Raw genomic sequence first — 24,702 nt, forward strand, 5'->3', positions numbered from 1 at the left:
CTGTAAAAAAATAATTCAGGCAATATTTCTTGACCTGGAAAAATCCAGGAAGATCATTGTTCTGCTGCGGCTTTTGGGTTTTCCTAAATGTTCCGTTTCGATGTTTTCTTTTACAGGATTGAAATTTTCATCAAGTGCGATTGCGCCTTTGATAGAAGAATAAATAACAATTCCCGAAATGACTAAAGATATGGTTAGCACGGCCAGTATCATAATAACAAGTTTTTCAAAAAAAATAATTAGACTGTAAAGATAGGAGGTTTTATTTAACTCCTACTAAATTAATAGGAATTAAATAAATATTTACATTTTGCATAAAAAGCCCCCTAATTGAATATATGAGGCCGGTTTTTTGCCAAATAGCCTTGTTGTAGTACAAGTGTGCGACGCAACAAAAGCCAAATTTTGTACAGAAAGCCCGGTACATAAGTATTTCCTTCAAAATTTTATCAAAGTATATAGTAATAAATCTATTGCATCTCTTCCCTTTTTTATTAACTTACTAACCATTTTTTGTGGATAATTGCTGTAACGCAACACAGGGTTGACCTATGGATTTTTCCACTTCTATTTTCCACAAAGTGTGCATATTTCAAAACTTGTTTTTTCAAAGCAGAAAGATATTTTCGTTTCCTGCTTCGCGATTCTTAGTCAACGATCAGGTAAAATAAATTTCTAACTATATAATTTTTTGTAACCATGGCAAATGAACCTAAAAAAGGTTTGCAGTTTAGTCGCCGCTTTACTGTAGAAGGTAAAACCCCTTATGACCTCTTTGAGTACGATTACCGCACCAGCATTATTCGTAACCCAAATGGTGAGGTGGTGTTTGAAATGAACAATGTAGAGGTGCCTAAACAATGGAGCCAGATTGCTACAGATATCCTGGCGCAAAAATATTTTCGTAAAGCCGGTGTGCCGCAACCTGATGGTTCTTTGGGTCGTGAGACTTCGATTAAACAGGTGGCTCATCGCATGGCTAATTGCTGGCGCATGTGGGGTGAGCGTTATGGTTACTTTGCTACCGAAAAAGACGCCCAGGTTTTTTACGAAGAACTTGCTTACAGTATACTAAATCAATCATGCGTGCCTAACAGTCCGCAATGGTTCAATACTGGTTTGCATGAAAGCTATGGTATAACTGGTAAACCGCAAGGTCATTATTATGTAGACCCTGTTGATGCAGTTTTGAAAAAATCTCAAAACGCATACGAACGCCCTCAGCCGCATGCCTGTTTTATTTTGAGCGTGAGCGATGATTTAGTGAATGATGGCGGCATTATGGACCTCTGGGTTCGTGAAGCTCGCATTTTTAAATATGGTTCAGGTGTTGGTACCAATTTCTCACAGATCCGCGGCGAAGGAGAGAAACTAAGTGGCGGCGGTACATCCAGTGGTTTGATGAGTTTCTTAAAGATCGGTGACCGTGCTGCAGGCGCTATTAAAAGTGGTGGTACTACACGCAGGGCTGCTAAAATGGTTTGTCTTGATCTGGATCATCCTGAGATCATGAAGTTCATCAACTGGAAAGTGGAGGAAGAAAAGAAAGTGGGGGCGTTAATCGCTGCAGGTTACGATAGTCACTATGAAGGCGAAGCTTATATGACTGTTGCGGGTCAGAACTCTAATAACTCTGTTCGTATTCCTAATTCTTTCTTTGAAACACTGGAACAGGATGGTGACTGGGAATTGAAAGCAAGAACAGATGGCCGCGTAATGAAAAAAATTCCTGCACGTGAAGTATGGAACCAGATCGCTTACGCTGCGTGGCGTTGTGCTGATCCGGGTACACAATATGATACAACCATCAACGAATGGCATACATGTCCGCAAGGCGGCCGCATTAATGCATCTAATCCATGTTCTGAATACATGTTCCTTGATAATACCGCATGTAACCTGGCAAGCGCCAACCTGATGAAATTCTTTGATACAGAAAAGAATTTATTAGATGTGGAAGGTTTTGAATACACCTGTCGCTTATGGACTGTAGTGTTAGAGATCTCTGTATTGATGGCGCAGTTTCCTTCAAAAGAAGTGGCGCAACTGTCTTATGATTACAGAACATTGGGTCTTGGTTTTGCAAATCTTGGTACTGTATTAATGGTAAGCGGTATTCCTTATGATAGTGAAGCTGCACGTGGCATTGCCGGTGCTGTAACAGCAATCATGACAGGTATTGCTTACAAAACATCTGCTGAATTAGCAGAAATACTCGGGCCTTTCGCTAAATATGAAGAAAACAAAAACGACATGCTGCGTGTAATGCGCAACCATCGTGCTGCTGCATATGATGCAAGCGAAGCTTATGAAGGATTGAGTGTTAAACCAGTTGGTATTAATGCAAAATATTGTCCTGACTATTTATTAAAAGCTGCTACCAAAGCCTGGGATGATGCAGTGCAACTTGGTGATAAATATGGTTACCGAAATGCACAAACAACCGTAATTGCTCCAACCGGAACTATTGGTTTGGTAATGGATTGCGACACAACCGGCGTTGAGCCAGATTTTGCTTTGGTGAAATTCAAAAAACTTTCTGGTGGTGGTTATTTCAAGATTATTAATCAAAGCGTTCCTGCCGCATTAAAGAATCTTGGTTATACTGAGAAAGAAATGGATGCGATCATCAAATATGCGGTTGGCTCTGCTTCATTTGAAGGTGCTCCTTTCATCAATCCACAAACATTAAGTGAGAAAGGTTTTATAGCAGATGAAATAAAGAAACTGAACGAAGCTGCCAAAGCTGCTTTCGAGATCGGTTTCATTTTCAACAAATTTGCTTTGGGTGAAAATTGTTTGGAAAGACTTGGCTTTACTGCAGAGCAATACAATGACTGGAACTTTAACCTGCTCGAAGCATTAGGCTTTACAGAAGAGCAAATAGATGCAGCCAATGATTATGTATGCGGCACCATGACAGTAGAAGGTGCGCCATTACTGAAAGATGCACATTTACCTGTATTCGATTGCGCAAACAAATGCGGTAAGAAAGGTGAGCGTTTTATTCATGCACATGGTCATATCAAAATGATGGGTGCTTGTCAGCCATTCTTAAGCGGCGCTATTTCAAAGACCATCAACCTGCCGCATGAAGCTACAGTAGAAGAAATTGCAGACTGCTACTTACTTAGCTGGAAGCTTGGTTTAAAAGCAAACGCATTATACCGCGATGGTTCTAAACTGTCTCAGCCACTCAGCAACAAGTCTGATAAGAAAAAGAAAACAGAAGAAGCAAAAGAAGAAGAAGCAACACCGGCAGCAACTATACAGGAAAGCAACATAGTAGATCTTAGCAAACTTACTGTTGAAGAATTACTGGTAGAAATGCATAAACGTATGCAGGCAAGTAACGATACGACCTTGAAACGTGAGTTGAGTAAGATCGTTGAAAGAAAAACATTACCTGCAAAACGCCGTGGCTTTACACAGAAAGCAAAAGTGGGCGGACAGGTTATCTTCCTGCGTACCGGCGAATACCAGGATGAAACATTGGGAGAGATCTTTATTGATCTTGCCAAAGAAGGTTCTACACTCCGCAGCCTGATGAACTGCTTTGCAATTGCAGTTTCAGTAGGCTTACAATATGGTGTGCCATTGGAAGAGTTTGTGGAAAAATTTGTGTTCACCAAATTTGAACCTGCCGGTATGGTAGATCACCCGAACATTAAAACAACCACATCGCTTGTTGACTTTGTGTTCCGTGCATTGGCGTATGAATACCTGGGCAGAACAGATTTAGTACATGTAATTGATAAACCCGTACTTGGCAATACAGGAGAAGATGAAGGCGAGGTTACCTTTATCGGCAAACCCGAAATGAGTAACATGCATGTATCAGCAGCGCCAATGCCACAACCGCACCGTGCACAAAAAACTGCAGTACGAGCAGATGCTGGCCTGGATGCAGTAAATGCGGCGGCAAAAAATATGCAGAGCGATGCACCGGCCTGTAATGTATGCGGCCATATCACTCTCCGCAGCGGTACTTGTTACAAGTGTTTGAATTGCGGTAACAGCATGGGCTGTAGTTAATGTTGAACTTTTGGATTGATAGATATAATAAACCACGCCAGTTTACTGAGCGTGGTTTTTCTTTTATGTACTTAGCTGAAGTACAAGTATTAAGCTTTCGTTGCGTCGCACTCTTGTACTCAAGAATATGTATCGTCATAGCGGGGAGCGAAGTAGATTGCCACAGCTTTACTATACTCAAGGCTATGAGTAAAGATTCGTAATGACCATAAATGTTCTGAACGTACAAGTGAGTGACACAACAGATGATGCCATAAGCACAAATGTTTGTATCATAATCTTGCTTAACTTCCGCTAAAACTTGTTGTATGAAAAATCTCAGTTTACTTGTTGGTTTTATTGTTTTAGCGTGTGCTGTACAGGCACAGGAAATTGGCGTGCAGTTGTACACTTTCAGGGAGCAGTTTAAGAAAGATGTAAAGGGCACCATTGAAATGATCCACAAAATGGGCATTAAAGAAATTGAAGGCGGCGGCACTTACGGCTTGGATAAAAATGAATACAAAAAACTGCTTGAAGCAAATGAGTTGAAAATGGTAAGCGTTGGTGCAGATTTTGACCAGTTGCAAAAAGATCCCCAGGCTATTATTGATGAAGCGAAATTCTTTGGAGCAACATATGTTATGTGTGCGTGGGTGCCTCATAACGGAGCATTTACTATTGACGATGCAAAGAAAGCGGTGGAAGTTTTTAATACGGCGGGTAAATTGTTTAAAGAAAATGGGTTGACGTTTTGTTATCATGCGCATGGCTACGAGTTCAGGCCTTACGAAGATGGAACTGTGTTTGACTATATGGCGAAAAACATGAATCCATTATACGCAAATTTTGAAATGGATGTTTATTGGATAAAAAACCCGGGTCAGGACCCTGTTGCACTTTTAAAAAAATATCCCGGCCGTTTTAAACTGATGCATTTAAAAGACAGGAAACCGGGCACACTCAATAATCAAAAAGGTGAGCAGGATGTAGAAACAAATGTTGTATTGGGAACAGGTGATGTGGGTATTGCTGCCATTATGAAAATTGCTAAACAACAAGGTGTAGAACATTTTTTTATAGAAGATGAATCGAGCCGCTCTGTGCAGCAGGTACCGGAGAGTTTGAAGTATATAAAAAGTTTATAATGTAAATGAAACAGGCAAGATATTTTTAAAAGACCCGCTAAATTTTTTTAGCGGGTCTTATTTTTACATCACTTGTTTCAGAATTTCACGATGAGAACCGATTGCATGTTCTTTAAATTTCTCATACCATTCTTTCCAATCACCTTTTGCCATGCCACCTGTCAAAGACTTTTCAAAAGCATCTAATGTTTCATAGCCCGATTCGAGAATAAGCCGGTAACTGTCACCTGTAAAATCAGAAAGCATTCTCATACTTTTTGCTTCCGGGAACATGCCTTTTTTCATGGCTTCATCCATCAATAGCTTTACATCGCGGTAATGACCAAACCGCAACTTAAAAATGTCACGCACAATGTACATAACCAAAAATTTAAGAGTGAACAATAAGTGTGATAATGGGTACGTAAGCGCCTATTAAGTTACGCCTGGTTTTGAGTTATTGCAAGAAATTTTTGACCACAACTTCTTTGCTCTATTAAGCTTCCGTTGCGTCGCACACTTGTACTATTGAAAATAAATGAACAGTGAATAACTAGCATCGAACAATGCAATGTTCCTTGCCTAATGGCTCTTTGCCTTCTTGCCTGCTATTCAGAACGTACAAGTGAGTGACACAACAACCGATGCCACCTGCACCACGGCACGTAACATAATATTCATGCTCTTCTTTGCCGCCATCCCGTTGAAAATGCGTACCTTCGCCGCCTGAAATTTTAATATGGAAATAAGGAACATCGCAATTATTGCCCACGTTGACCATGGCAAAACCACATTGGTAGACAAGATATTACACGCTACCAAAGTGTTTCGTGAGAACCAGGATACAGGTGAGCTGATCATGGACAGCAACGACCTGGAACGAGAACGTGGCATTACCATCTTTAGTAAAAACGCAGCCGTAATCTATAAAGATGTAAAAATTAACGTTATTGATACGCCGGGGCACAGTGACTTTGGTGGTGAAGTAGAGCGTGTATTGAAAATGGCGGATGGTGTAATTCTGTTGGTGGATGCCTTTGAAGGCCCGATGCCGCAGACACGATTTGTATTGCAGAAAGCATTGCAACTGCATCTGAAACCAATTGTTGTAATCAACAAAGTAGATAAACCAAACTGTCGCCCTGATGAAGTGCACGAAGCAGTATTTGAACTCTTCTTTAATCTGGATGCTACAGAAGATCAGCTTGATTTTCCTACCTACTACGGTAGCGGAAAGAATGGCTGGTTCAACGATAAAAATGAACAGTGTGAAGATATTACGCCATTGCTTGATGGTATCATCAAATATGTACCAGCTCCAAAAGTAAATGAAGGGCCGGTGCAGATGCAGATCACTTCTTTGGATTATTCTTCTTTCCTTGGCCGTATTGCCATTGGTAAAGTTGCAAGAGGTGTGATAAAAGAAAATCAGCCAATTGCTTTGATGCAGGCAGACGGAACGATCAAAAGATTGAAAGTAAAAGAGCTGTATGTGTTTGAAGGCATGGGCAAAAAAAAGGTAACAGAAGTAATTGCCGGTGATCTTTGTGCCGTAGTTGGCCTGGAAGATTTTAATATTGGCGATACCATTGCTGACGTGGAAAACCCGGAAGCTTTACCACTTATTAGTGTGGATGAGCCAACGATGAGCATGTTGTTTAGTATCAACAACTCACCTTTCTTTGGCAAAGATGGGAAGTTTGTTACATCCCGTCACTTGCGTGATCGTTTAATGAAAGAAACAGAAAAGAATCTTGCATTGCGTGTAGAAGATACAGACAGCGCGGATAGCTTTTTAGTATATGGCCGCGGTATTCTTCACTTAGGTATATTGGTAGAAACCATGCGCCGTGAAGGATATGAATTAACGGTGGGTCAGCCGCAGGTTTTGGTAAAATATATTGATGGCAAAAAATGTGAACCTTACGAAAATCTTGTGGTAGATGTACCTGCCGAATTCAGCGGTAAAGTAATAGACCTGGTTACACAGCGTAAAGGTGAAATGCATGTGATGGAAACAAAAGGAGAGATGCAACATCTTGAATTTGAAATTCCTTCAAGAGGGTTGATCGGTCTTCGTTCCAACATGCTTACCAATACAGCCGGTGAAGCAGTGATGGCACATACTTTCAATGAATACAAACCATGGAAAGGAAATATTCCCGGTAGAAATAATGGTGTATTATTATCAAAGAACCAGGCTACAACAACTGCTTATTCAATTGATAAGCTACAGGACAGGGGTTCCTTTTTTATCGATCCGAATGAAGATGTATATGCAGGCCAGATCATTGCCGAGCATATTAAGCCAGGCGATCTTGTGGTAAATGCAACGGAAGGCAAGAAACTCACCAACCACCGTGCAAGTGGTAGTGATGATTCTGTACGCATCGTTCCAAAAATATTGATGACACTGGAAGAATGTATGGAATATATTCAGCAGGATGAGTGTATTGAAGTAACGCCCAAGAACATCCGTTTACGCAAAGTAATACTCGATGAAGAAGAAAGAAAGAAAGCACAAAAAAGCATGAAGACAGAGATGGCATAGGTGATGTGCAAATTTGTGGATCTGAAAATGTGCTAATGAAAAAATACAAAGGTTTTAGAATAGAAGAAGGCTGTTGAAAAATCAACAGCCTTCTTTGCTTCAGCTTCACAAGTCATGTGGGATGTATAAGTTGAAAAAAAAGCAAAGCGTATAAGTGTGCGACGCAACAGAAGTTTAATAGTAGCAATGGCGCCGGGCTCAGAATTTTTTATTCGCCATTTATTTTCTTCAATAATTTTTCAGCCTGTTCTTCATTAATTGTTTTAAGTTTTTCATATACTTCTTTTGCGCTTGCTTTATCATTCAATGCTATATAGCAAAGGCCCTTGTAATAATAACCAAGCTTTGAATTTTCGTCCAGCTCAATTGCCTTGTTTAATTGTGTTATGGCATCATCATATTTATCCGTCATGTAATACGCATAACCAAGTTCTTCGCGGTTGCCTGCATCTTTTTCATCATATTCAATTGCTTTTTGTAAAACAGTTATCGCATCTTCATAATTTTCTTTGTCATTATAGATCCAGCCAATTTTGTAATAACAACTTTTGGAATGTTCTTCATCTTCTTCCACAGCCTGTTTGTAATATCGTAAGGCATCATCATAATTTTCCTGGTCGTAGTAGCTGTCTGCCATACCCCTTATGGCTGTACCATAGCCTGGTTTATAATCCAATGCTTTGCTGTAATCAAGAACAGAGATTTCGAACTTGCTGCTTTTATAATGTGCGTAACCGATCTCTGCCCATTTCTTTGCTTTATCATCATCTCCTTCCGGTTCATATTTTTCAAGATAAGTAGCAGCATCTTCATATTGTTCAAGATCATTCATGCACCAGCCCACTTTATAATAATATCCATTATCTACATCTTCGCCGCCATCAATATATTTTTTAAAATACGTAAGAGCCTCTTCATATTTTTCGTCTGCATAATAAATATCGCCAAGATTTTTTGCGGCGGCGTAATAATCAGGATATAATTCCAATACTTTTTTATAGTTAGTTATTGCTTCATCCTTGTTATTATTATTATCATACGCATAAGCCAGTTCAAAATATATTTTTACAACAGAGGGCCCGTATTGCTTTGCTTTATTCAAATAAGTTATGGCATTCTCATAATCTTCCAGATCATTGTAGGTCCAGCCAATTTCGTATAAAGCTTCAGAATAATCCGGCTTTTTTGCCACTGCTGCTTTAAACATTTCAATAGCTTCTTTATGCTTACCATCTTCGTTTAATTTTTTCCCTTCATTATAGAGATCGGTGGCCGATTTTGTGGACTGGCCAATGGCAGGCGCAAGAAGAATAGCAAAGAAAAATAAGAGGGGTATATGCTTACACATGTCGAATAAATTTACAGTAAGTTACGATGATACTTTCTTTTACAGGATACCCGCCAGGTGGTATAAATTCTTTTTTGAGCCCGGCTTTTGCATTTACTTTGTGAATATTGCTTTTTTTATTTTGTTAGTGGGCTGCAATATTTCATGGCATCTGCTCTTGCGTCGCACTCTTGTACTGCAGATACTGTATTAAGCAAAGAAAACCGCAGGGGCGGAAAGACACAAAAAGAAGGATAAATAATATCTCTGCGACTCGGCGTCTTTGCGGTTATTATGCTTCATTTACCTTGTACTGCTGATGTAATAAATAAACGCTGCTATATCCCTTAAATGCAATAGGTTTGCGCCCGTTAAAATAAACATTACTGTATGAGTTTAGTTGTTGTTGGTTCCATGGCATTTGATGCTATTGAAACACCTTTTGGCAAAACAGACAAGATCGTTGGTGGTGCTGCAACTTATGCTGCCTATGCTGCATCGCATTTTGTAAAAGAGATCCAACAGGTATCGATTGTGGGGTACGATTTTCCTAAAGAAGAACTGGATGAACTTTCATCCCGTGGTGTTGATCTGAGTGGTGTTGAAATTGTGCCCGATAAAAAATCTTTTTTCTGGAGTGGCCGCTATCATATGGATATGAATACCCGTGACACATTGATCACAGACCTGAATGTACTCGGAGATTTCGATCCCAAACTTCCTGAGCATTTTAGGAATGCAGAGTTTGTAATGCTGGGAAATCTTCTGCCAAGAATTCAGTCGACTGTTATTGAGCAGATGAATAAACGGCCAAAGCTCATCATTATGGACACCATGAATTTCTGGATGGAAAATGCCATGGACGACCTGAAAGTTACTATTAGCATGGTTGATGCATTGTTGATCAACGACAGCGAGGCAAGACAATTAAGTAACGAATTTTCTCTTGTAAAAGCTGCAAAGAAAATTTTAACCATGGGCCCCAAATATCTTATCATAAAAAAGGGAGAGCATGGTGCTTTATTATTCCATGGCAATAATGTGTTCTTTGCACCTGCATTACCTTTGGAAGATGTATTTGACCCTACCGGTGCAGGAGATACTTTTGCAGGTGGTTTTATTGGTCACCTGGCAAGAACAAAAGACATTTCTTTTGAGAATATGAAAACAGCTATCATCGTTGGTTCTGCTATGGCAAGTTTTTGTGTAGAGAAATTTGGAACAGAACGTTTGAAAGAAATTACCAAAGCAGATATTGATGCACGGTTAAATGAGTTTGTGCAGTTGGTAAACTTTGATATTGCGTTGGCATAAAAATTAAGAAAATACTTTTCATAAAAGGCATCCATGTTAAGTGATGCTTTTTTTATGTAACAAACTGTAGAATTATTATGATGCTTTTGTTGTGTCACTCACTTGTACGTTCAGATCATTATTGTGCAAAGCGTACAAGGGTGCGACGCAACAGGCGATGCCACATGCAATACAGCCGGGCTAACAAAAACAGAATTATGATCTCTTACGATAACTTAGCACAGCCCAGGTATTCAATACCGCTGCAAAACCAAGTACAATAAAAATGTGTTTGCGGATGTCTGCAAGACTGCTGCCTTTCAATACCACCATGCGCATTACTTCTATAAAATAAGTGACCGGATTAAAGCGTGTTATCCATTGTGCCCACTCAGGCATACTGTCTATTGGTGTGTAGAGGCCACCCATTAATGTGAAGATCATCATCAGGAAAAAAGAGATAAGCATGGCTTGTTGTTGTGTGCCGCAATAAGTGGAAACAAGTAAGCCAAGGCCCAGTACTGCTAATAAATAAACGGCTGCAAAAATATAAATGGTAAGGAAACCGCCGGCGGGTACAATGCCATAAGCAAAATAAGAAATAGTAAGACCGATGGTTAAGATCATAAGCCCGAGTATCCAGAATGGAATAAGCTTGCCTAAAATAAAATGATATTTTTTGATGGGCGTTACGTTGATCTGTTCTATGGTACCTGTTTCTTTTTCTTTTACAATGTTGAGTGATGCAAGAAAAGAACCAACCATCGTTAGTAGTATTACAATGATGCCGGGCACCATAAAATATTTATAATTCATCAGTGGATTAAACCAATTGCTGTACGTGACATTTATTACAGGTGCTGTATTGAATTTTGGTTGCTGTATAAATTTTACACGGATGTCTTTATTATAATCAGTAAGTATCGTTTGGAGGTAAGCGGACCCTAAACCAGCTTTGGTGCCATTGATGGCATTAACTGCAATAAAAAGATTGGTATGCTGCTCTTTTATAAAATCTTTTTCAAAAGTTGCAGGAATCTCCAGCACGATATCTGCACGGTCCTGTTCTATTTCGTGCAATGCATCTGTGTAAGACGCTGTGTATATATCAAGCTGAAAGTAGCCTGAAGCAGTTATAGTAGAGATAAGCTTTTGTGTATAAGCACTGTGATCATGATCAACAACCACAAGATTAATATTCTTTACTTCATAATCAGCCGCCCATGGTAATACCAATAATTGTATGGAAGGCATAACGAAGATCATGCGTATGATAGACGGATCGCGAAAGACCTGCCTGAATTCTTTTTGTAATAAAAATAAAAGTGTACGCATTTTAAAAAGCTTTGAGCTGATAGCTGCGGGCTACGAGCTTAATATGTTGTCTGTATTGTATTTGCTACTCTAATTATCCTTTAAAAAAATTATCAAGATACTGCCAGTTGTAAAGCTCACAGCTCGTCGCTTATAACTCGCAGCTTTCTTCACGCCAATCTTATCTTAAACTTTTTTATAGCCATCGATAAAAGAAAAATAGTCATGCCTATTAATATCAGTGTTTCTTTCCAGATGCCGCTTAGGTTAACTCCTTTTATCATTACAGATTTTACAATGATATAAAACCATTTTGCCGGGACTACATTTGATATAATTCTTAGCGGCAAAGGCATATTCTCTACAGGAAACATAAAACCACTTAGCATAACCGTTGGCAGGAACATCCCCGTAAGTGCAATGAACATAGCTGTTTGCTGCGAATCCGTTCCTGCAGAAATCAACAGCCCGAATGAAAGACAGGTAATGATAAATAAAATGCTTTCCATCATCAATAAAAGCAAACTACCATTGATAGGCACATCCAGAACAAATACACTCAACAATAAAATACTGCTGATATTGACAATTGATAAAAGCAAATAAGGAACTGCCTTTGCAAGAATAATTTTCAATGGTTGTAATGGTGATACCAGCATTACTTCCATGGTGCCCAATTCTTTTTCACGCACAATAGTTATGGCCGTCATTAATGTGCACACCAGCATTAATACCATTGCCATTACACCAGGTACAAAACTATACGCACCTTTCATTTGTGGGTTATATAACATTCTTACCTGTGCACTGATAGTGTAAGGAATTTTTCTTTCATCTGTTATACGCTGCTGGTAATCTCTTATAACAGATGTAGCATAATTTATTAATGTGGTTGCTGTATTGGGATCAGATGCATCGGCAATCAGTTGCACCTGTGCTGTGTTCAAATGTTGCAGATCGCTTTCAAAAGATGCAGGTAATACAATGACCAGTTTTGCAGCGCCTGTTTTAAAAATGTTTTCAATTTCCGACTGGCTATGTATATTGACAGCAAGATCAAAATATTTACTCGCATCTATCTCATGTATAAGAGATGCTGTTGCATTATCGTGCGATTGATCAAGCACGGCAACCTTTGTATTCTTTACTTCATTGGTTAATGCAAAACCAAAAATAATGATCTGTACTATGGGCAGTGCCAGCAGTATGAACAGTGTGCGCCTGTCCCTGAATATGTGATAAAATTCTTTTTTAACGAATGCGAAAAATTGTTTCATGATAAAGCTATGAGCTTTAAAAATTATTATGTTACCAGTTATTGTTTTTCATAGCATCGGCTGTTGTGTCACTCACTTGTACGTTTAGATCATAATTGTGCAAAGCGCTCAAGAGTGCGACGCAACGGCAGTTTCATACTTATTTTATAGCTGGCTCAAAAAATTATATTACTAATCTGCAGAACGTGCTGCTTTTCTTGCCAGCTGCAAAAACACTTCATCCATTGATGCAGCTTCATATTTCCGTTTCAACTCAGCAGGCGAATCAAGCGCATCAATTCTTCCATCCACCATTATGGAAACACGGTTACAATATTCTGCTTCATCCATGTAGTGTGTTGTCACGAAAATGGTAATGCCTGTTGCGGCCGCTTCATATATAAGATTCCAGAACTCCCTTCTTGTAACAGGATCAACACCGCCGGTTGGTTCATCCAAAAAAACAAGCTGGGGTTCATGAAATACTGCAACAGAAAATGCAAGCTTCTGTTTCCATCCTAATGGTAACGCTCTTACCAGTTTATCTGCTTCGCTTTCCAGATGCAACTGATGTAAGAGCAAAGCGGTTTTTTCTTTGATGAATTTATTGCTCTTGCCATATATACCTGCATAGAACCGGATATTTTCTTTGATGGTCAGGTCTTCATACAAAGAAAATTTCTGGCTCATGTAACCAATGCTGCGCTTGATCTTTTCTGTTTGCTTGTACACATCAAAACCTGCAATGCTTGCTTTACCTGATGTTGGCAAACTCAATCCACACAACATACGCATGGCTGTTGTTTTGCCTGCACCATTTGCGCCAAGAAAACCAAATATTTCTCCTTTATGCACATCAAACGAGATATGATCAACAGCGGTAAAATCGCCAAAGCGTTTGGTAAGAGATTCTGTTGTTATGATCTTTTCGTTTTCCATTTTAATTTTTCATCAGTTGCATAAAGCGATCTTCAATGCCCGGTTTTGTTACATGCATTTCAACCTGCGTATAATTTTGTTGCTGCAAATATTTTTTTAAAGCTTCTTCATTATAGCCTTCTTTCATTACCGCATGATGATATTCGCCAAATGAATAACTGTCTTTTATATCGCCGTATGTCGCAAGGTCGTTGAGTAAACGGTACATGTTATCTGCTTTTATAGCAAGCACTGTTTCTTTAAATGCATTAACTATTGCAGCTGGCGTTCCTGAAGAAAGTATTTGTCCATTTTGCATAAGTGCCACACGGTCGCAAAGACTTGCTTCATCCATATAAGGCGTAGATACAAGTATCGTAATACCTTGTTGCTTTAAACGTTTTAACATTTCCCAGAACTCTTTCCTGGAAACAGCATCAACACCTGTTGTTGGTTCATCAAGAAATAAAACTGTTGGCCTGTGGATGAGCGCACAACTCAATGACAGCTTCTGTTTCATACCACCGGAGAGTTTCCCCGCTCTTCTCTTTTTGAAAGGCTCTATCTGTACATAAATATCCTTTACGAGGTCGTAATTTTCTTCAATGGAGGTATTGAAAATAGTGGCAAAGAAATTCATGTTCTCTTCCACAGTGAGATCCTGGTAAAGTGAAAACCTGCCCGGCATATAGCCTACTTTATTTCGGATGGCTTTAAAATCTTTTACAATATCAGAGCCATCAACAGATGCATTTCCTCCATCTGGTAAAAGCAATGTGGTTAGCATACGAAACAAAGATGTTTTACCGGCGCCATCCGGGCCAATAATGCCAAAGAGCTCTGCTTTCTCTACCTCAAATGAAATACCTTTCACAGCATTTACAACTGCTTTCTTTGTGCCATAATTTTTTACCAGATCATTTACAATTACTGATTTCATCTGTTGCTATTGCTTCTTGTCAGCAGTTTCAAATTTTACTTCACCATACATACCGATCTTTAGATAGCCATCATTTTTTACTTTTATTTTAATGGCATATACGAGGTTAGCCCGCTCATCTTTTGTCTGGATGGTCTTTGGCGTAAATTCTGCTTTGCCTGAGATCCATATTATAGTGCCATCGTAAGTTTTGTATTTACCGTTACTATCATCGATCATTACTTTTACCTGTTGTCCTAATTTTACCTGCGGTAATTGTACGCCTGTTATATATGCCCTAAGATTTAGATAACTGAGATCAGCTATTTTATACAATGCTTTGCCTGTCGCTGTGATCTCGCCGGCTTCTGCATATTTAGCGAGGACTGTTCCATTGATGGGATTTACAATATTTGCTTTTGATAATTGCTGGTTGATCTGTGCTACCTGCTTTCTTAAAGGGTCACTTTCACTCATGATACTTCTGTTCTGTGTACCGGTATTGTTCAGTTGTACTTTTATTTGTTGTTCTGTTACCAGCATTTGTTTTTGTGCCTGGTCAACCTGGGCATTCATATCATCTAATTGCTTTTGTGTGGCGGCCTCTGCTTTTACCAATCGTTCATAACGATCCCTTTCATTAATAAGATGATCAAGCTGTGATTGCTGCACTGCAAGCTGGTCATTCAGCAGTTTAACCTGTGGTTGTACGTCAGCAGTTTTTTCTGCCAGCGATTGAATAGTTGCCTGCACCTGTTGTTTTTGCAATACGAGGTTTGTTGAGTCAATAAAACCAACAACCTGTCCTTTGGATAAGCTATCTCCTTCCTGCACAGTAAAAGATAAAAGCTGGCCATTTTGTTCTGATGATACAATTACTTCATCCGATTCAAAATTGCCGGAAGCATCATGGTTATTTTCTTCGCTGTTGCAGGAGAACATAAACATTGCAACAGGTAAAACGGCCCATATTTTTTTCATACGATTATATTGAAGTGTTCATTTTATTTTTTTATTGACGCAATGATAAAAGCCGGCACCATTTTTTTACGTTCTTCCATTAAAGCGTCAAATTGTTTTTTAGTGATCCCTGCCGCATGTTCCAGCATTGGTTTTGCCATAAAAGGAAATACGCACATGGAAAGCATGTTAAGAAATAACTGCACCGGATTAATAGGTTTTATAATTCCTTTTTCTATTTCTTTTTGCACCTGCTGAAAAAAAAGATGTACCGGTGGTTTTTTATTGTCAAACATTTTCTTCATAAGTGCAGACGGCCTTTTTGTAGCTTCGCTTAACACAAATACAGGAAGGTATGGTGTTTGTCTAACCTGGTCAATATATGCCCCACAGAATGTTTCTATTTTTTGAAATAAAGATTGATCTGACTCAAAAATTTCTACTATGCGCGGCATAAAATGCCTGGCAATATCTTCGAAGATCATTTCGAATAATTTATCCTTACTACGAAAATAGTAGTGCAGCATTGCTTTATTGATGCCTGCTTCATCCGCTATGTCCTGCATGCGTGCACCATCCAGCCCCCTTGAAAGAAATATCTTTTTAGCGGCTGCCAGTATACGTTGCTCGGCGGTTGCATCAATCTGTTTTTTAACCATATAATTTAACCAAATGGTTAACAAAGGTAAAATTTCATGAATATTGTCAAATTAAAATTTCCTGGAACAGAAATAAAAAGCAGCATCAACTGATGCTGCTTTTTTATAAAAGATTATTGTTTTAAAGCGGTCTTACCCAGATATTTCTATAGCTGATAGGTTTGCTTGGATCGCCGTGCGATTGCAATTTAATAGAAGATGCCCCATGTGCTTTATAATAAGGCAGACCAATATATCTTGTTACACCTCTTAGATGAAAATTATTCTGTACCAAAACACCATTATGAAAAACAGTTACGCGGGCAGAATCGATTAGTTTGCCTGAAGCATCAAACCTCGGCGCTGTCCACACAATATCATATGTTTGCCATTCGCCCGGTTTTTTACACGCATTGGCCAAAGGAATACCCTGTTTATATACAGCCGCAGTTTGGCCATTTACATACGTTGTGTTATTATAACAATCTAACACCTGAACTTCATAACCTGCATCGCCGGGACCTGTTGATGCTAAGAACACACCACTGTTGCCACGCGCTTGTCCTTTACCTTCAATATCCACCGGCTCTTTCCATTCAATGTGCAATTGATAATCTAGAAATTTTTGTTTTGTTTGAATACTCCCACCACCTTTTTTATTTACAGTCAATTCACCTCCGTCAATTATCCAATCTGCAGCCTTTGTTGTATCGTTTGCAGATTCCCATTTATCTAGACTTGTTCCATCAAATAATATAACGGCGTCTGATGGCGCATCGCCAAAACTTTTACCTGGCGTAACAATTGGCGGAACCGGTTTGTAAAATTCGGTTGCCTGGGGTTTTGTTGTATCCCCACGATAATATAACCCCGGATACATGGTTGCAGTGTCGGCTTCTGTTTGTGCTTTTGCTATTGCTAAGCTAAAAATGAAAGCAGCGGATAAAATAATTTTTCTGTTCATTGTTATGTATATGTTTGAAGTTTCGTGTTTAAAGTTATGGGTTATAGAAGTCAAAATTCAAAACTAAGAAGTAAAAATGGCCGGGGAGTGGTTACAATTCTATCTTTTGAATTTTGCCTTTTACATTTGAATTATTTTCTATTGTACAAGTGTGCGACGCAACAGGTGATGCAATATGTTCGTCAGGCCGGCTCATAAAAATATTCCTACACTTTAGGCATACTATACCCATTATGATATTCAGCAGCTAAGAATTTATTGGCATCTTCATCAGTGAATTTTTTTGCGTTTGCATCCCAGTAAATTTTCTTACCGGTTCTGAAGGCAACATTACCCATCTGGCAAACAGTAGCAACATGTGCTGCATCTTTAACAGGGCATTTGAGGTCTTCGATCTTTCTTGATTTTACCACTTCTATAAAATTCTTTGTATGCAAAGTAAGACCATCATCTACTCTTTGTTGTCTTGCCACGGCGGGCATCATGTCTTTGCCTTTTAATTTTTCAGGTAGCACTTCCCAACCGCCACGATCAACGATCAATGTTCCGTTGTTGCCGATGAATGCAACACCGTGATCGCGCTGATATGGCCCGTCGTTGATACCTGTTGCATGTTCCCACAAAAGATTGAAACCATTGAATTGAAAAACAGTAGTGAGCGTATCAGGTGTTTCTTCCGCATCATCAGGATATGCAAATTTGCCACCGCTTGCTACAATGCTTGTGGGCAAAGGTGCTTTGGAACCAATGAGTGCATAATCTATCATGTGTACACCCCAGTCAGTCATCAAGCCACCTGCATAATCCCAATACCAGCGAAAATTGAAATGAAAACGATTAGGATTGAACGGCCGTTTCTTTGCAGGGCCAAGCCACATATCATAATCAACACCCGGAGGCGGTGCACTGTCTGGTTTTACAGGAATAGATTCCATCCATCCCTGGTATGCCCATGCTTTTACCAAACGCACATTGCCTAACTGTCCTGAGTGTACAAATGCCATAGCATCCTGGTAATGTTTATTGCTGCGTTGCCACTGACCCACCTGCACTACACGATTATATTTTTCTTGTGTAGCAACCATTACTGCACACTCTGCAATAGAATTGCCTGCAGGTTTTTCGCAATACACATCTTTACCCGCGGCACATGCATCGGCCATTATTTTACAATGCCAGTGATCAGGTGTGCCAATGATAACGGCATCAACATTTTTATCTTCTAATAATTTGTGATAGTCGCCATAGGTAGCTGGTTTAATATTGTCTTTTGCAAGTTCTTCCATTCTTTTATCCAGCACATTCCTGTCAACATCGCAAATGGCAACTAATTGGGCTTCGGGATTTTTCAACATGGCCTTTGTATCACTCCAGCCCATGCCATTAATACCAATGGCGCCGATATTAATTTTATCGTTTGCTGCAATGCGTTTGGCAGCTTGTAAAGATGCGGGAATAATTAAAGAGCCCGCAGCGAACATAGATGAGTTTTGTAAAAATTGTCTGCGCTTCATATGGCTGTTTGTTAAGTCCCCGGCCCCTGAGGGCAATGTTGAGGACAATGAATAATATTTTTTTGTAACAAGCTTTAGTGCTAATGGCAACTTCGTTGTGTCACTCACTTATACGTTCTATACTTAAATGAGCTTTTAAATGTACGTAACAATGGTTTAAAAAAGTCAAAAAATACACTTATTGCCTAGTGTAAAATTTATATCAATAAAATAGTTTAAGTAGTTGATAGAATTGTATCAGTACAAGTGTGCGACGCAAGAAAAGCTTAATGCTTATTCAAATGCCAGGATAACAAAAATTACTTTTCTTTAGATGCTTTTTTCTGCACTGTGTGATAATATTTACACGCAGGCCTTAAACCACATTCTTCGCATTTAGGATTACGTGCAACGCAGGTGTAACGGCCGTGCAATATTAGCCAGTGATGTGCAATATGTATAAGTTCTTTTGGTATAAAAGAGATCAATTGTTTTTCTGTTGCAAGAGGTGTTGTTGCATTTACTGTTAAACCAATTCGTGCAGACACGCGAAACACATGCGTATCAACCGCCATATTTGGTTGTGCATCTACAACGGATGTAATAACATTTGCCGTCTTACGGCCAACGCCGGGAAGTTTAACGAGTTCATCAACGGTCATTGGAATTTTGCCGTTAAAATCCTTCACCACCATATTTGCCATGTTGATGAGGTGCTTCGTTTTGTTATTAGGATAAGAAATGCTTTTGATGAAAGGAAACAAGGTGTCAAAATCTGTTTGCGCAAGATCCTGCACCGTGGGATATTTTTCAAAGATGGCAGGCGTTGTCATGTTCACTCTTTTATCTGTGCATTGTGCGGAGAGAATAACCGCTACCAACAATTGATAAGGACTATCATAAACGAGTTCTGTTTCAGCAACCGGAACATGCTGTTGAAAATAATCGAGCACAAAAGCATAACGTTCTTTGCGTGTCATGGCAGGCAATATCAGTTAATTGGATCTACGCTTTTGATAATGTGGTTTATAATTTCTTTTACCGCCACCGCCCTGGCGCCTTGTTCTTGGTGCGTATTCTGGTGTGGAACCAAATATTTCAGGGACCTGTGCTTTTGTTACAGCATGACCAAGTAACTGCTCAATTGCTGCAAATTTATTTTGTTCTGCTTCGCTTATAAAAGTAAATGCAGTGCCGGTGCTGGCAGCTCTTGCAGTACGGCCAATACGGTGCACATAATCTTCGCCATCATTCGGTACATCATAGTTTATCACAAGATCGATATCTTCCACATCTATGCCACGGCTAAGAATATCTGTAGCAACAAGCACTTTTATTTTTCGGTTCTTAAAATCAAGCAATACCTGCTCACGTTCATCCTGTTCGAGATCAGAATGCATTTCTGCAACAGAAAATTTTGCCTGCTTAAGATCCCTTGTAAGTTGTTTTACATTTTGTTTACGGCTGCAGAAAATAATAACGCTGCCAAAATCTTTCATGTTCAACACATGTTTAATCAGTGGAATTTTTTGTGGTTCATAAACTACAAATGCTTCCTGTTTTATTTGTTCCGGTGGTTTGGATACAGCAATATTTATTTCTTCGGGCTGGTGCAAAATAGTACGTGCCATTTCTCTTATCTTATGCGGCATGGTAGCAGAGAAAAGCAGGTTCTGTCTTTTCTTTGGCAGGTAAGAAATAATGCGCATGATGTCATCTTTAAAACCCATATCCAGCATACGGTCCGCTTCATCAAGAATAAGATAACGCAGACCATCCAATTTTACATAACCCATATTCAGGTGTGCGATCATTCTGCCCGGTGTGCATACTACTACATCTACCCCTGTTGATAATGCTTTTTTTTCTGCTGTAAACAAAGCGCCATCACCACCGCCATATACAGGTATCGAACTTACCGAAGTAAAATAAGAAAGCCCTTCCATCGCCTGTGCAATCTGTATTGCCAGTTCACGGGTTGGCACAATGATCATAGCATTTATTTGGTGATGATCATGCGGTATAGTAATTAATTTATGAATGAGCGGTAAAAGGAACGCTGCTGTTTTGCCGGTACCTGTTTGAGCAGATGCAATAATATCCTTGCCGGCAAGTATCGGAGGAATAACCTGTTCCTGTACAGGTGTAGCATTTTCGTAACCCATTGCCTTAATGCCTTCCAGCAATCTTTCGTCGAGCTTAAAATCTTTGAATGTCAAGTTGTTGTTTCTTTTTGCGAATGCAGTAAAGATACGCAGATGTGCGTTAAATGTTACAGTTCGTTGATGGAAGCGTGTTTGCGGACTTTTGTGAGCCCCGCTACAGTATTATTCTAAAGCTTTCGTTGCGTCGCACTCTTGTACGGTTGGATACTTTATGCAGCAAAAAAACTGATCAGATGTCGCTCAACTTAGACTTTTCTTTTTCTCTTATTCCTCTTTCTGTTTGCTGTAGTGTACAACATTCTGTTACGGGATCGTGCTCAAAATAGAGTATGTAATCATTAGCAAGTGCTTCTGTAAGAAATGATTTTTTTTCATTCAATGTGGTGAGTGGAAACATATCGTAAGCCATTACATAAGGTAAAGGGATGTGATAAGTCGCAGGAAGCAGGTCGGCCATATAAATGATTGTTCTGCCATTATAGTTGATCTGAGGCAGCATCATGGCATCGGTGTGGCCATTCACAAAACGGATCTTTATATTTTCAAAGAGTTGATAGCCTTCTTCATCCGGCACAAACTTTAATTGACCATGCTCCTGTATAGGTAGAATATTTTCTTTTAAGAAAGATGCTTTCTCTCTTTCGTTGGGTCTGGTGGCCCAGTTCCAGTGGCGTTCATTGCTCCAGAATGTAGCATTTTTAAAAGCCGGAACTAATTTGCCATCCACACGATCAATACTGCCACCACAATGATCAAAATGAAGGTGCGTAAGTATTACATCGGTTATGTCATCTTTATGAAAACCATGTTTGGCAAGTGAACTATCTAACGTTGCATCTCCATGCAGGTAATAGTAAGAAAAAAATTTTGCATCCTGTTTATTGCCAAGGCCGTTATCTATCAGTATAAGTTTATCTTCATCTTCAATCAACAAACAACGCATGGCCCAGTCACACATATTATTTTCATCTGATGGATTTAATTTGTTCCAGATGCTTTTAGGAACTACGCCAAACATGGCGCCTCCATCTAATTTGAAATTCCCGGTGTCAATAGTGTAGAGTTTCATATAGTAGCTGCTTTCATTTTGCGGTTTACAAATAACAAAAGTATTAAACCGATAATAAAGTAAATCATTAGTGCAAGTACAGAGTTGCGCATGCCATCAAATATCTCTGCTATGAAGCCAAAAGACAACGTACCTATTACAGTACCAACCTTATCACACACATCATAAAAGCTGAAATAAGAGGCTGTATCTTTTGTTTCAGGGAGCAGCTTTGAATAAGTAGATCTCGACATAGATTGTACACCACCCATAACCAGGCCAACCAAAAAAGCCAAAACGAAAAACTCATTTGCCGTTGTTGTAAGAAAAGCAAAAACGCAAATGCCAATCCACAATAGGATAATGCAGCAAAGGGCAACTATATTATTTGTCTTTTTTGATATTAGTGAGAAAATATACGCCCCTAAAATTGCCACAAGCTGAATAATAAGTATAGTAATGATAAGCTGTGTTGACTCCATTTTTATTTCATCTTTTGCATAATAAGGAGACATGTACATAACGGTTTGTACACCCATATTATAAAAGAAAAAACTGCGCAGGAATCTTTTTAAATTGGGATGATGCGTTAATTGATTCCATACTTTTTTTAATTCATGAAAGCCATTTACTAAAATATTATGTTCCGGATGTCCGTCGGATGCTTTTGAGGGCGGCAGCCTTTTAAAAGTAATTTGCGCAAAGCCTGCCCACCATATGCCAACTAATAAAAAAGAAATACGCACCGGCCATGAACCCAGACCCCAGTTCATAGTATCATTGAGTGTTACAAAAGCAAGACTTAATATCATCAGTATTACACTACCGGTATAACCAAGTGCGAAACCTTTTGCACTGATCCTGTCCTGGTCTTCTTCTGCGGCAACCTCCGGCAAATAAGCATTGTAAAATACAATACTGCCGCAATAACCAATAGAAGCTACTATTGAGAGAAACAGGCCGAATTCAATATTGTCCTTTGTAAAGAAAAACATTAAGCTGCAGGCCAGTGAACCGAGATAACAAAAGAACTTCATGAAAGCGATCTTATTTCCTTTATAGTCTGCAATAGAAGAAAGAATCGGTGATAAAATAGCAATGATGAGAAATGATAAGGCAATTGCATAAGATGCCAGTGAATCCCTGTAATAGGATCTTCCCAAAATTTCTACCTGCTCAGGTGCTATAGCTGTAAAGTATGCAGGGAAAAACGTGGATGTGATCACAAGGCTATAAACACTGTTAGCCCAATCGTACATGGCCCATCCGTTGATTACTTTTTTTGAAGCGGTTTGCATGGGGTTTATTTAATAAAAAATGTCCCGCTTATATGCGGGGGCAGAAAATTAAGCATTTTATATTTATTATATGCGCCTGTTGCAGTTGCTGCATACTGAATTGAACGTACAAGCGTGCGAAGCAACAGGTGGTTCATTACAGTTCAGCTGCTTGGCCCACAAAAAAATCCCGGTAATTACCGGGATTCAATATTGTACTTTTAAATTATTATTATCTTATCTGGTTCATCTTTACCATAAGCAGGAAGATCAAACCTGCACAGATCCTGTACCATCCAAAAAAACGAAAGCCATGTTTTTTCAGAAAATCAACAAAGAAACGCATCGTTAAAAATGCAATAACGAAAGCTACGACATTGCCAACAAGCAGCGATTTTAAGTTGGCTGAATTATGTAATGCTTCAGGATGAAGTTTCAGTATTTCCCATAGTTTATAACCGGTTGCTGCAGCCATGGTTGGTACGGCGAGGAAGAAAGAAAACTCAGCTGCCAGTTTCCTTGATAATTTTTGCTGCAAACCACCTATGATAGAAGCTGCAGAACGGCTTACACCCGGTATTAACGCAGCGCACTGGCACAGACCTATAATAATTGCATTCTTAAACGTAATATCTTTCTCTTCTTTTACAGCCACTTTATAAAACATGTTGTCAATAAAGAGCAGTATCACACCACCCCCAAGAATTGCTAATGCAGTATAAGTAGGATCCATCAGCAATTCATCAATCGTATTGCTCAGTAATTTTCCAAATATTAAGGCGGGTATCACACCCACAATAAGTTTTGCATAAAATTTCCAGCTTTTGAAATTGATGAACTTGCGCCAGTATAAAACTACAACAGCCAGGATAGCACCCAGTTGTATCGCTATTTCAAAAAATTTAGTAAAGTCTTCTTTTCCAATTCCCATAAGAGAACTTACCATTACCATGTGCCCTGTTGAAGAAATAGGCAAAAACTCAGTAAGGCCTTCTACTATGGCTAATACTACTGCTTGAATGGTGGACATATTAAGTGTGTTGGTGGTTTATCAGTTATTTTTTGGATAGATGGTGCATGGGGTAAAATGCATTCTAAGATTTGTTTGCAGCTTGTTTTGGTGATTTGAAGATCGCATATACTTCAATAAGTAAACCGAGTACTATTAAAATGGGAGCGATAGTAATTCTTGTTGTACTGTACACTACGTTGTAATCAAATACGGCCGGGTTCTCATTTTTGCCGCCGGACATCAGTACCATACCCAGCAAAATAACCACAGCGCCAATGATCATCCATGTATAGTTATCCTTTGTAAACAATGTTGGTAAAGGTTTTTGCTTCTGATCTGTCATGCTGCGTTATTTAAAGGGCTGCAAGATAATGTAATAATGTTTAAAAAATCAAACACTGCGTTAAGCCCTATTTAAAATGAAAT

Annotated in this window: 21 protein-coding genes; 4 read left to right on the plus strand and 17 right to left on the minus strand. The window is 39.2% G+C overall.

Features of this window, described 5'->3' with window-relative positions:
• Positions 1–15 precede the first annotated feature (15 nt).
• Entirely contained in the window at positions 16–213 is a 198-nt protein-coding gene (locus tag FRZ67_RS16300) for a hypothetical protein (RefSeq protein ID WP_147191169.1), read from the minus strand.
• Positions 214–699: 486 nt separating this feature from the next.
• On the opposite strand from FRZ67_RS16300, the gene FRZ67_RS16305 reads away from it, so the two are divergent.
• Both FRZ67_RS16305 and FRZ67_RS16310 read left to right on the plus strand, forming a co-directional pair.
• A complete protein-coding gene (locus FRZ67_RS16305) occupies positions 700–4,035 on the plus strand; it encodes a vitamin B12-dependent ribonucleotide reductase (protein ID WP_147191171.1) in 3,336 nt (1,111 codons plus the stop codon).
• Positions 4,036–4,343: 308 nt separating this feature from the next.
• Complete coding sequence (locus FRZ67_RS16310; protein ID WP_147191173.1) at positions 4,344–5,162, plus strand: sugar phosphate isomerase/epimerase family protein; 819 nt, start codon at positions 4,344–4,346, stop codon at positions 5,160–5,162.
• 63 nt (positions 5,163–5,225) lie between these two features.
• Here FRZ67_RS16310 and FRZ67_RS16315 read toward each other — a convergent pair whose 3' ends face one another.
• Entirely contained in the window at positions 5,226–5,522 is a 297-nt protein-coding gene (locus FRZ67_RS16315; RefSeq protein WP_147191175.1) for a hypothetical protein, read from the minus strand.
• Between the two features lie 358 nt (positions 5,523–5,880).
• Between FRZ67_RS16315 and typA the strand changes: the two genes are divergently transcribed.
• Positions 5,881–7,692 (plus strand): translational GTPase TypA, encoded by a 1,812-nt coding sequence (gene typA / locus FRZ67_RS16320; protein ID WP_147191177.1) that lies wholly within the window; start codon positions 5,881–5,883, stop codon positions 7,690–7,692.
• 208 nt (positions 7,693–7,900) lie between these two features.
• Here typA and FRZ67_RS16325 read toward each other — a convergent pair whose 3' ends face one another.
• A complete protein-coding gene (locus FRZ67_RS16325; RefSeq protein ID WP_147191179.1) occupies positions 7,901–9,040 on the minus strand; it encodes a tetratricopeptide repeat protein in 1,140 nt (379 codons plus the stop codon).
• 369 nt (positions 9,041–9,409) lie between these two features.
• Here FRZ67_RS16325 and FRZ67_RS16330 point away from each other — a divergent pair, with 369 nt between their 5' ends.
• Positions 9,410–10,333: a PfkB family carbohydrate kinase gene (locus tag FRZ67_RS16330; protein WP_147191181.1), complete on the plus strand. Its 924-nt coding sequence runs from the start codon at positions 9,410–9,412 to the stop codon at positions 10,331–10,333.
• Positions 10,334–10,528: 195 nt separating this feature from the next.
• On the opposite strand, the gene FRZ67_RS16335 is transcribed toward FRZ67_RS16330, so the two are convergent.
• The 14 genes from FRZ67_RS16335 to FRZ67_RS16400 all read right to left on the minus strand — a co-directional run bounded on the left by FRZ67_RS16335 (position 10,529) and on the right by FRZ67_RS16400 (position 24,619).
• Entirely contained in the window at positions 10,529–11,647 is a 1,119-nt protein-coding gene (locus tag FRZ67_RS16335) for an ABC transporter permease (RefSeq protein ID WP_147191183.1), read from the minus strand.
• A gap of 149 nt (positions 11,648–11,796) precedes the next feature.
• Positions 11,797–12,903, minus strand: coding sequence for an ABC transporter permease (locus tag FRZ67_RS16340; protein ID WP_147191185.1), 1,107 nt, complete (start codon positions 12,901–12,903; stop codon positions 11,797–11,799).
• A 171-nt stretch (positions 12,904–13,074) separates the two neighbouring features.
• The gene (locus FRZ67_RS16345) at positions 13,075–13,821 is read right to left on the minus strand and encodes an ABC transporter ATP-binding protein (RefSeq protein WP_147191187.1); all 747 of its coding nucleotides are present in this window, start codon (positions 13,819–13,821) and stop codon (positions 13,075–13,077) included.
• A 1-nt stretch (position 13,822) separates the two neighbouring features.
• Positions 13,823–14,740, minus strand: coding sequence for an ABC transporter ATP-binding protein (locus FRZ67_RS16350; protein ID WP_147191189.1), 918 nt, complete (start codon positions 14,738–14,740; stop codon positions 13,823–13,825).
• A gap of 6 nt (positions 14,741–14,746) precedes the next feature.
• Positions 14,747–15,700 carry an HlyD family secretion protein gene (locus tag FRZ67_RS16355; protein WP_147191191.1) on the minus strand — a complete coding sequence of 318 codons (954 nt, stop codon included), beginning with the start codon at positions 15,698–15,700 and terminating at the stop codon, positions 14,747–14,749.
• A gap of 23 nt (positions 15,701–15,723) precedes the next feature.
• A complete protein-coding gene (locus FRZ67_RS16360) occupies positions 15,724–16,338 on the minus strand; it encodes a TetR/AcrR family transcriptional regulator (RefSeq protein ID WP_147191193.1) in 615 nt (204 codons plus the stop codon).
• A gap of 121 nt (positions 16,339–16,459) precedes the next feature.
• Positions 16,460–17,281: a 3-keto-disaccharide hydrolase gene (locus FRZ67_RS16365; protein WP_147191195.1), complete on the minus strand. Its 822-nt coding sequence runs from the start codon at positions 17,279–17,281 to the stop codon at positions 16,460–16,462.
• 206 nt (positions 17,282–17,487) lie between these two features.
• Positions 17,488–18,795, minus strand: coding sequence for a Gfo/Idh/MocA family protein (locus FRZ67_RS16370; RefSeq protein WP_147191197.1), 1,308 nt, complete (start codon positions 18,793–18,795; stop codon positions 17,488–17,490).
• Positions 18,796–19,094: 299 nt separating this feature from the next.
• Complete coding sequence (nth, locus tag FRZ67_RS16375) at positions 19,095–19,754, minus strand: endonuclease III (protein WP_147191199.1); 660 nt, start codon at positions 19,752–19,754, stop codon at positions 19,095–19,097.
• 15 nt (positions 19,755–19,769) lie between these two features.
• Positions 19,770–20,993 carry a DEAD/DEAH box helicase gene (locus FRZ67_RS16380; RefSeq protein WP_147191201.1) on the minus strand — a complete coding sequence of 408 codons (1,224 nt, stop codon included), beginning with the start codon at positions 20,991–20,993 and terminating at the stop codon, positions 19,770–19,772.
• Positions 20,994–21,168: 175 nt separating this feature from the next.
• Positions 21,169–22,008 (minus strand): MBL fold metallo-hydrolase, encoded by an 840-nt coding sequence (locus tag FRZ67_RS16385; RefSeq protein ID WP_147191203.1) that lies wholly within the window; start codon positions 22,006–22,008, stop codon positions 21,169–21,171.
• Positions 22,005–23,285 (minus strand): MFS transporter, encoded by a 1,281-nt coding sequence (locus tag FRZ67_RS16390; RefSeq protein ID WP_147191205.1) that lies wholly within the window; start codon positions 23,283–23,285, stop codon positions 22,005–22,007. The genes FRZ67_RS16385 and FRZ67_RS16390 overlap by 4 nt, the downstream gene beginning before the upstream one ends.
• A 211-nt stretch (positions 23,286–23,496) precedes the next feature.
• Complete coding sequence (locus FRZ67_RS16395; protein ID WP_147191207.1) at positions 23,497–24,294, minus strand: undecaprenyl-diphosphate phosphatase; 798 nt, start codon at positions 24,292–24,294, stop codon at positions 23,497–23,499.
• 64 nt (positions 24,295–24,358) lie between these two features.
• A complete protein-coding gene (locus FRZ67_RS16400) occupies positions 24,359–24,619 on the minus strand; it encodes a DUF3098 domain-containing protein (protein ID WP_147191209.1) in 261 nt (86 codons plus the stop codon).
• Positions 24,620–24,702: the final 83 nt, after the last annotated feature.

This window comes from Panacibacter ginsenosidivorans (assembly GCF_007971225.1).
In the GTDB taxonomy this organism is placed as follows: domain Bacteria; phylum Bacteroidota; class Bacteroidia; order Chitinophagales; family Chitinophagaceae; genus Panacibacter; species Panacibacter ginsenosidivorans.

Bases quoted from the DNA above. Each gene is read 5' to 3' on its own strand.
- FRZ67_RS16300 (WP_147191169.1), bottom strand. From the start codon at position 213: ATGATACTGGCCGTGCTAACCATATCTTTAGTCATTTCGGGAATTGTT.
- FRZ67_RS16305 (WP_147191171.1), top strand. From the start codon at position 700: ATGGCAAATGAACCTAAAAAAGGTTTGCAGTTTAGTCGCCGCTTTACT.
- FRZ67_RS16310 (WP_147191173.1), top strand. From the start codon at position 4,344: ATGAAAAATCTCAGTTTACTTGTTGGTTTTATTGTTTTAGCGTGTGCT.
- FRZ67_RS16315 (WP_147191175.1), bottom strand. From the start codon at position 5,522: ATGTACATTGTGCGTGACATTTTTAAGTTGCGGTTTGGTCATTACCGC.
- typA (WP_147191177.1), top strand. From the start codon at position 5,881: ATGGAAATAAGGAACATCGCAATTATTGCCCACGTTGACCATGGCAAA.
- FRZ67_RS16325 (WP_147191179.1), bottom strand. From the start codon at position 9,040: ATGTGTAAGCATATACCCCTCTTATTTTTCTTTGCTATTCTTCTTGCG.
- FRZ67_RS16330 (WP_147191181.1), top strand. From the start codon at position 9,410: ATGAGTTTAGTTGTTGTTGGTTCCATGGCATTTGATGCTATTGAAACA.
- FRZ67_RS16335 (WP_147191183.1), bottom strand. From the start codon at position 11,647: ATGCGTACACTTTTATTTTTATTACAAAAAGAATTCAGGCAGGTCTTT.
- FRZ67_RS16340 (WP_147191185.1), bottom strand. From the start codon at position 12,903: ATGAAACAATTTTTCGCATTCGTTAAAAAAGAATTTTATCACATATTC.
- FRZ67_RS16345 (WP_147191187.1), bottom strand. From the start codon at position 13,821: ATGGAAAACGAAAAGATCATAACAACAGAATCTCTTACCAAACGCTTT.
- FRZ67_RS16350 (WP_147191189.1), bottom strand. From the start codon at position 14,740: ATGAAATCAGTAATTGTAAATGATCTGGTAAAAAATTATGGCACAAAG.
- FRZ67_RS16355 (WP_147191191.1), bottom strand. From the start codon at position 15,700: ATGAAAAAAATATGGGCCGTTTTACCTGTTGCAATGTTTATGTTCTCC.
- FRZ67_RS16360 (WP_147191193.1), bottom strand. From the start codon at position 16,338: ATGGTTAAAAAACAGATTGATGCAACCGCCGAGCAACGTATACTGGCA.
- FRZ67_RS16365 (WP_147191195.1), bottom strand. From the start codon at position 17,281: ATGAACAGAAAAATTATTTTATCCGCTGCTTTCATTTTTAGCTTAGCA.
- FRZ67_RS16370 (WP_147191197.1), bottom strand. From the start codon at position 18,795: ATGAAGCGCAGACAATTTTTACAAAACTCATCTATGTTCGCTGCGGGC.
- nth (WP_147191199.1), bottom strand. From the start codon at position 19,754: ATGACACGCAAAGAACGTTATGCTTTTGTGCTCGATTATTTTCAACAG.
- FRZ67_RS16385 (WP_147191203.1), bottom strand. From the start codon at position 22,008: ATGAAACTCTACACTATTGACACCGGGAATTTCAAATTAGATGGAGGC.
- FRZ67_RS16390 (WP_147191205.1), bottom strand. From the start codon at position 23,285: ATGCAAACCGCTTCAAAAAAAGTAATCAACGGATGGGCCATGTACGAT.
- FRZ67_RS16395 (WP_147191207.1), bottom strand. From the start codon at position 24,294: ATGTCCACCATTCAAGCAGTAGTATTAGCCATAGTAGAAGGCCTTACT.
- FRZ67_RS16400 (WP_147191209.1), bottom strand. From the start codon at position 24,619: ATGACAGATCAGAAGCAAAAACCTTTACCAACATTGTTTACAAAGGAT.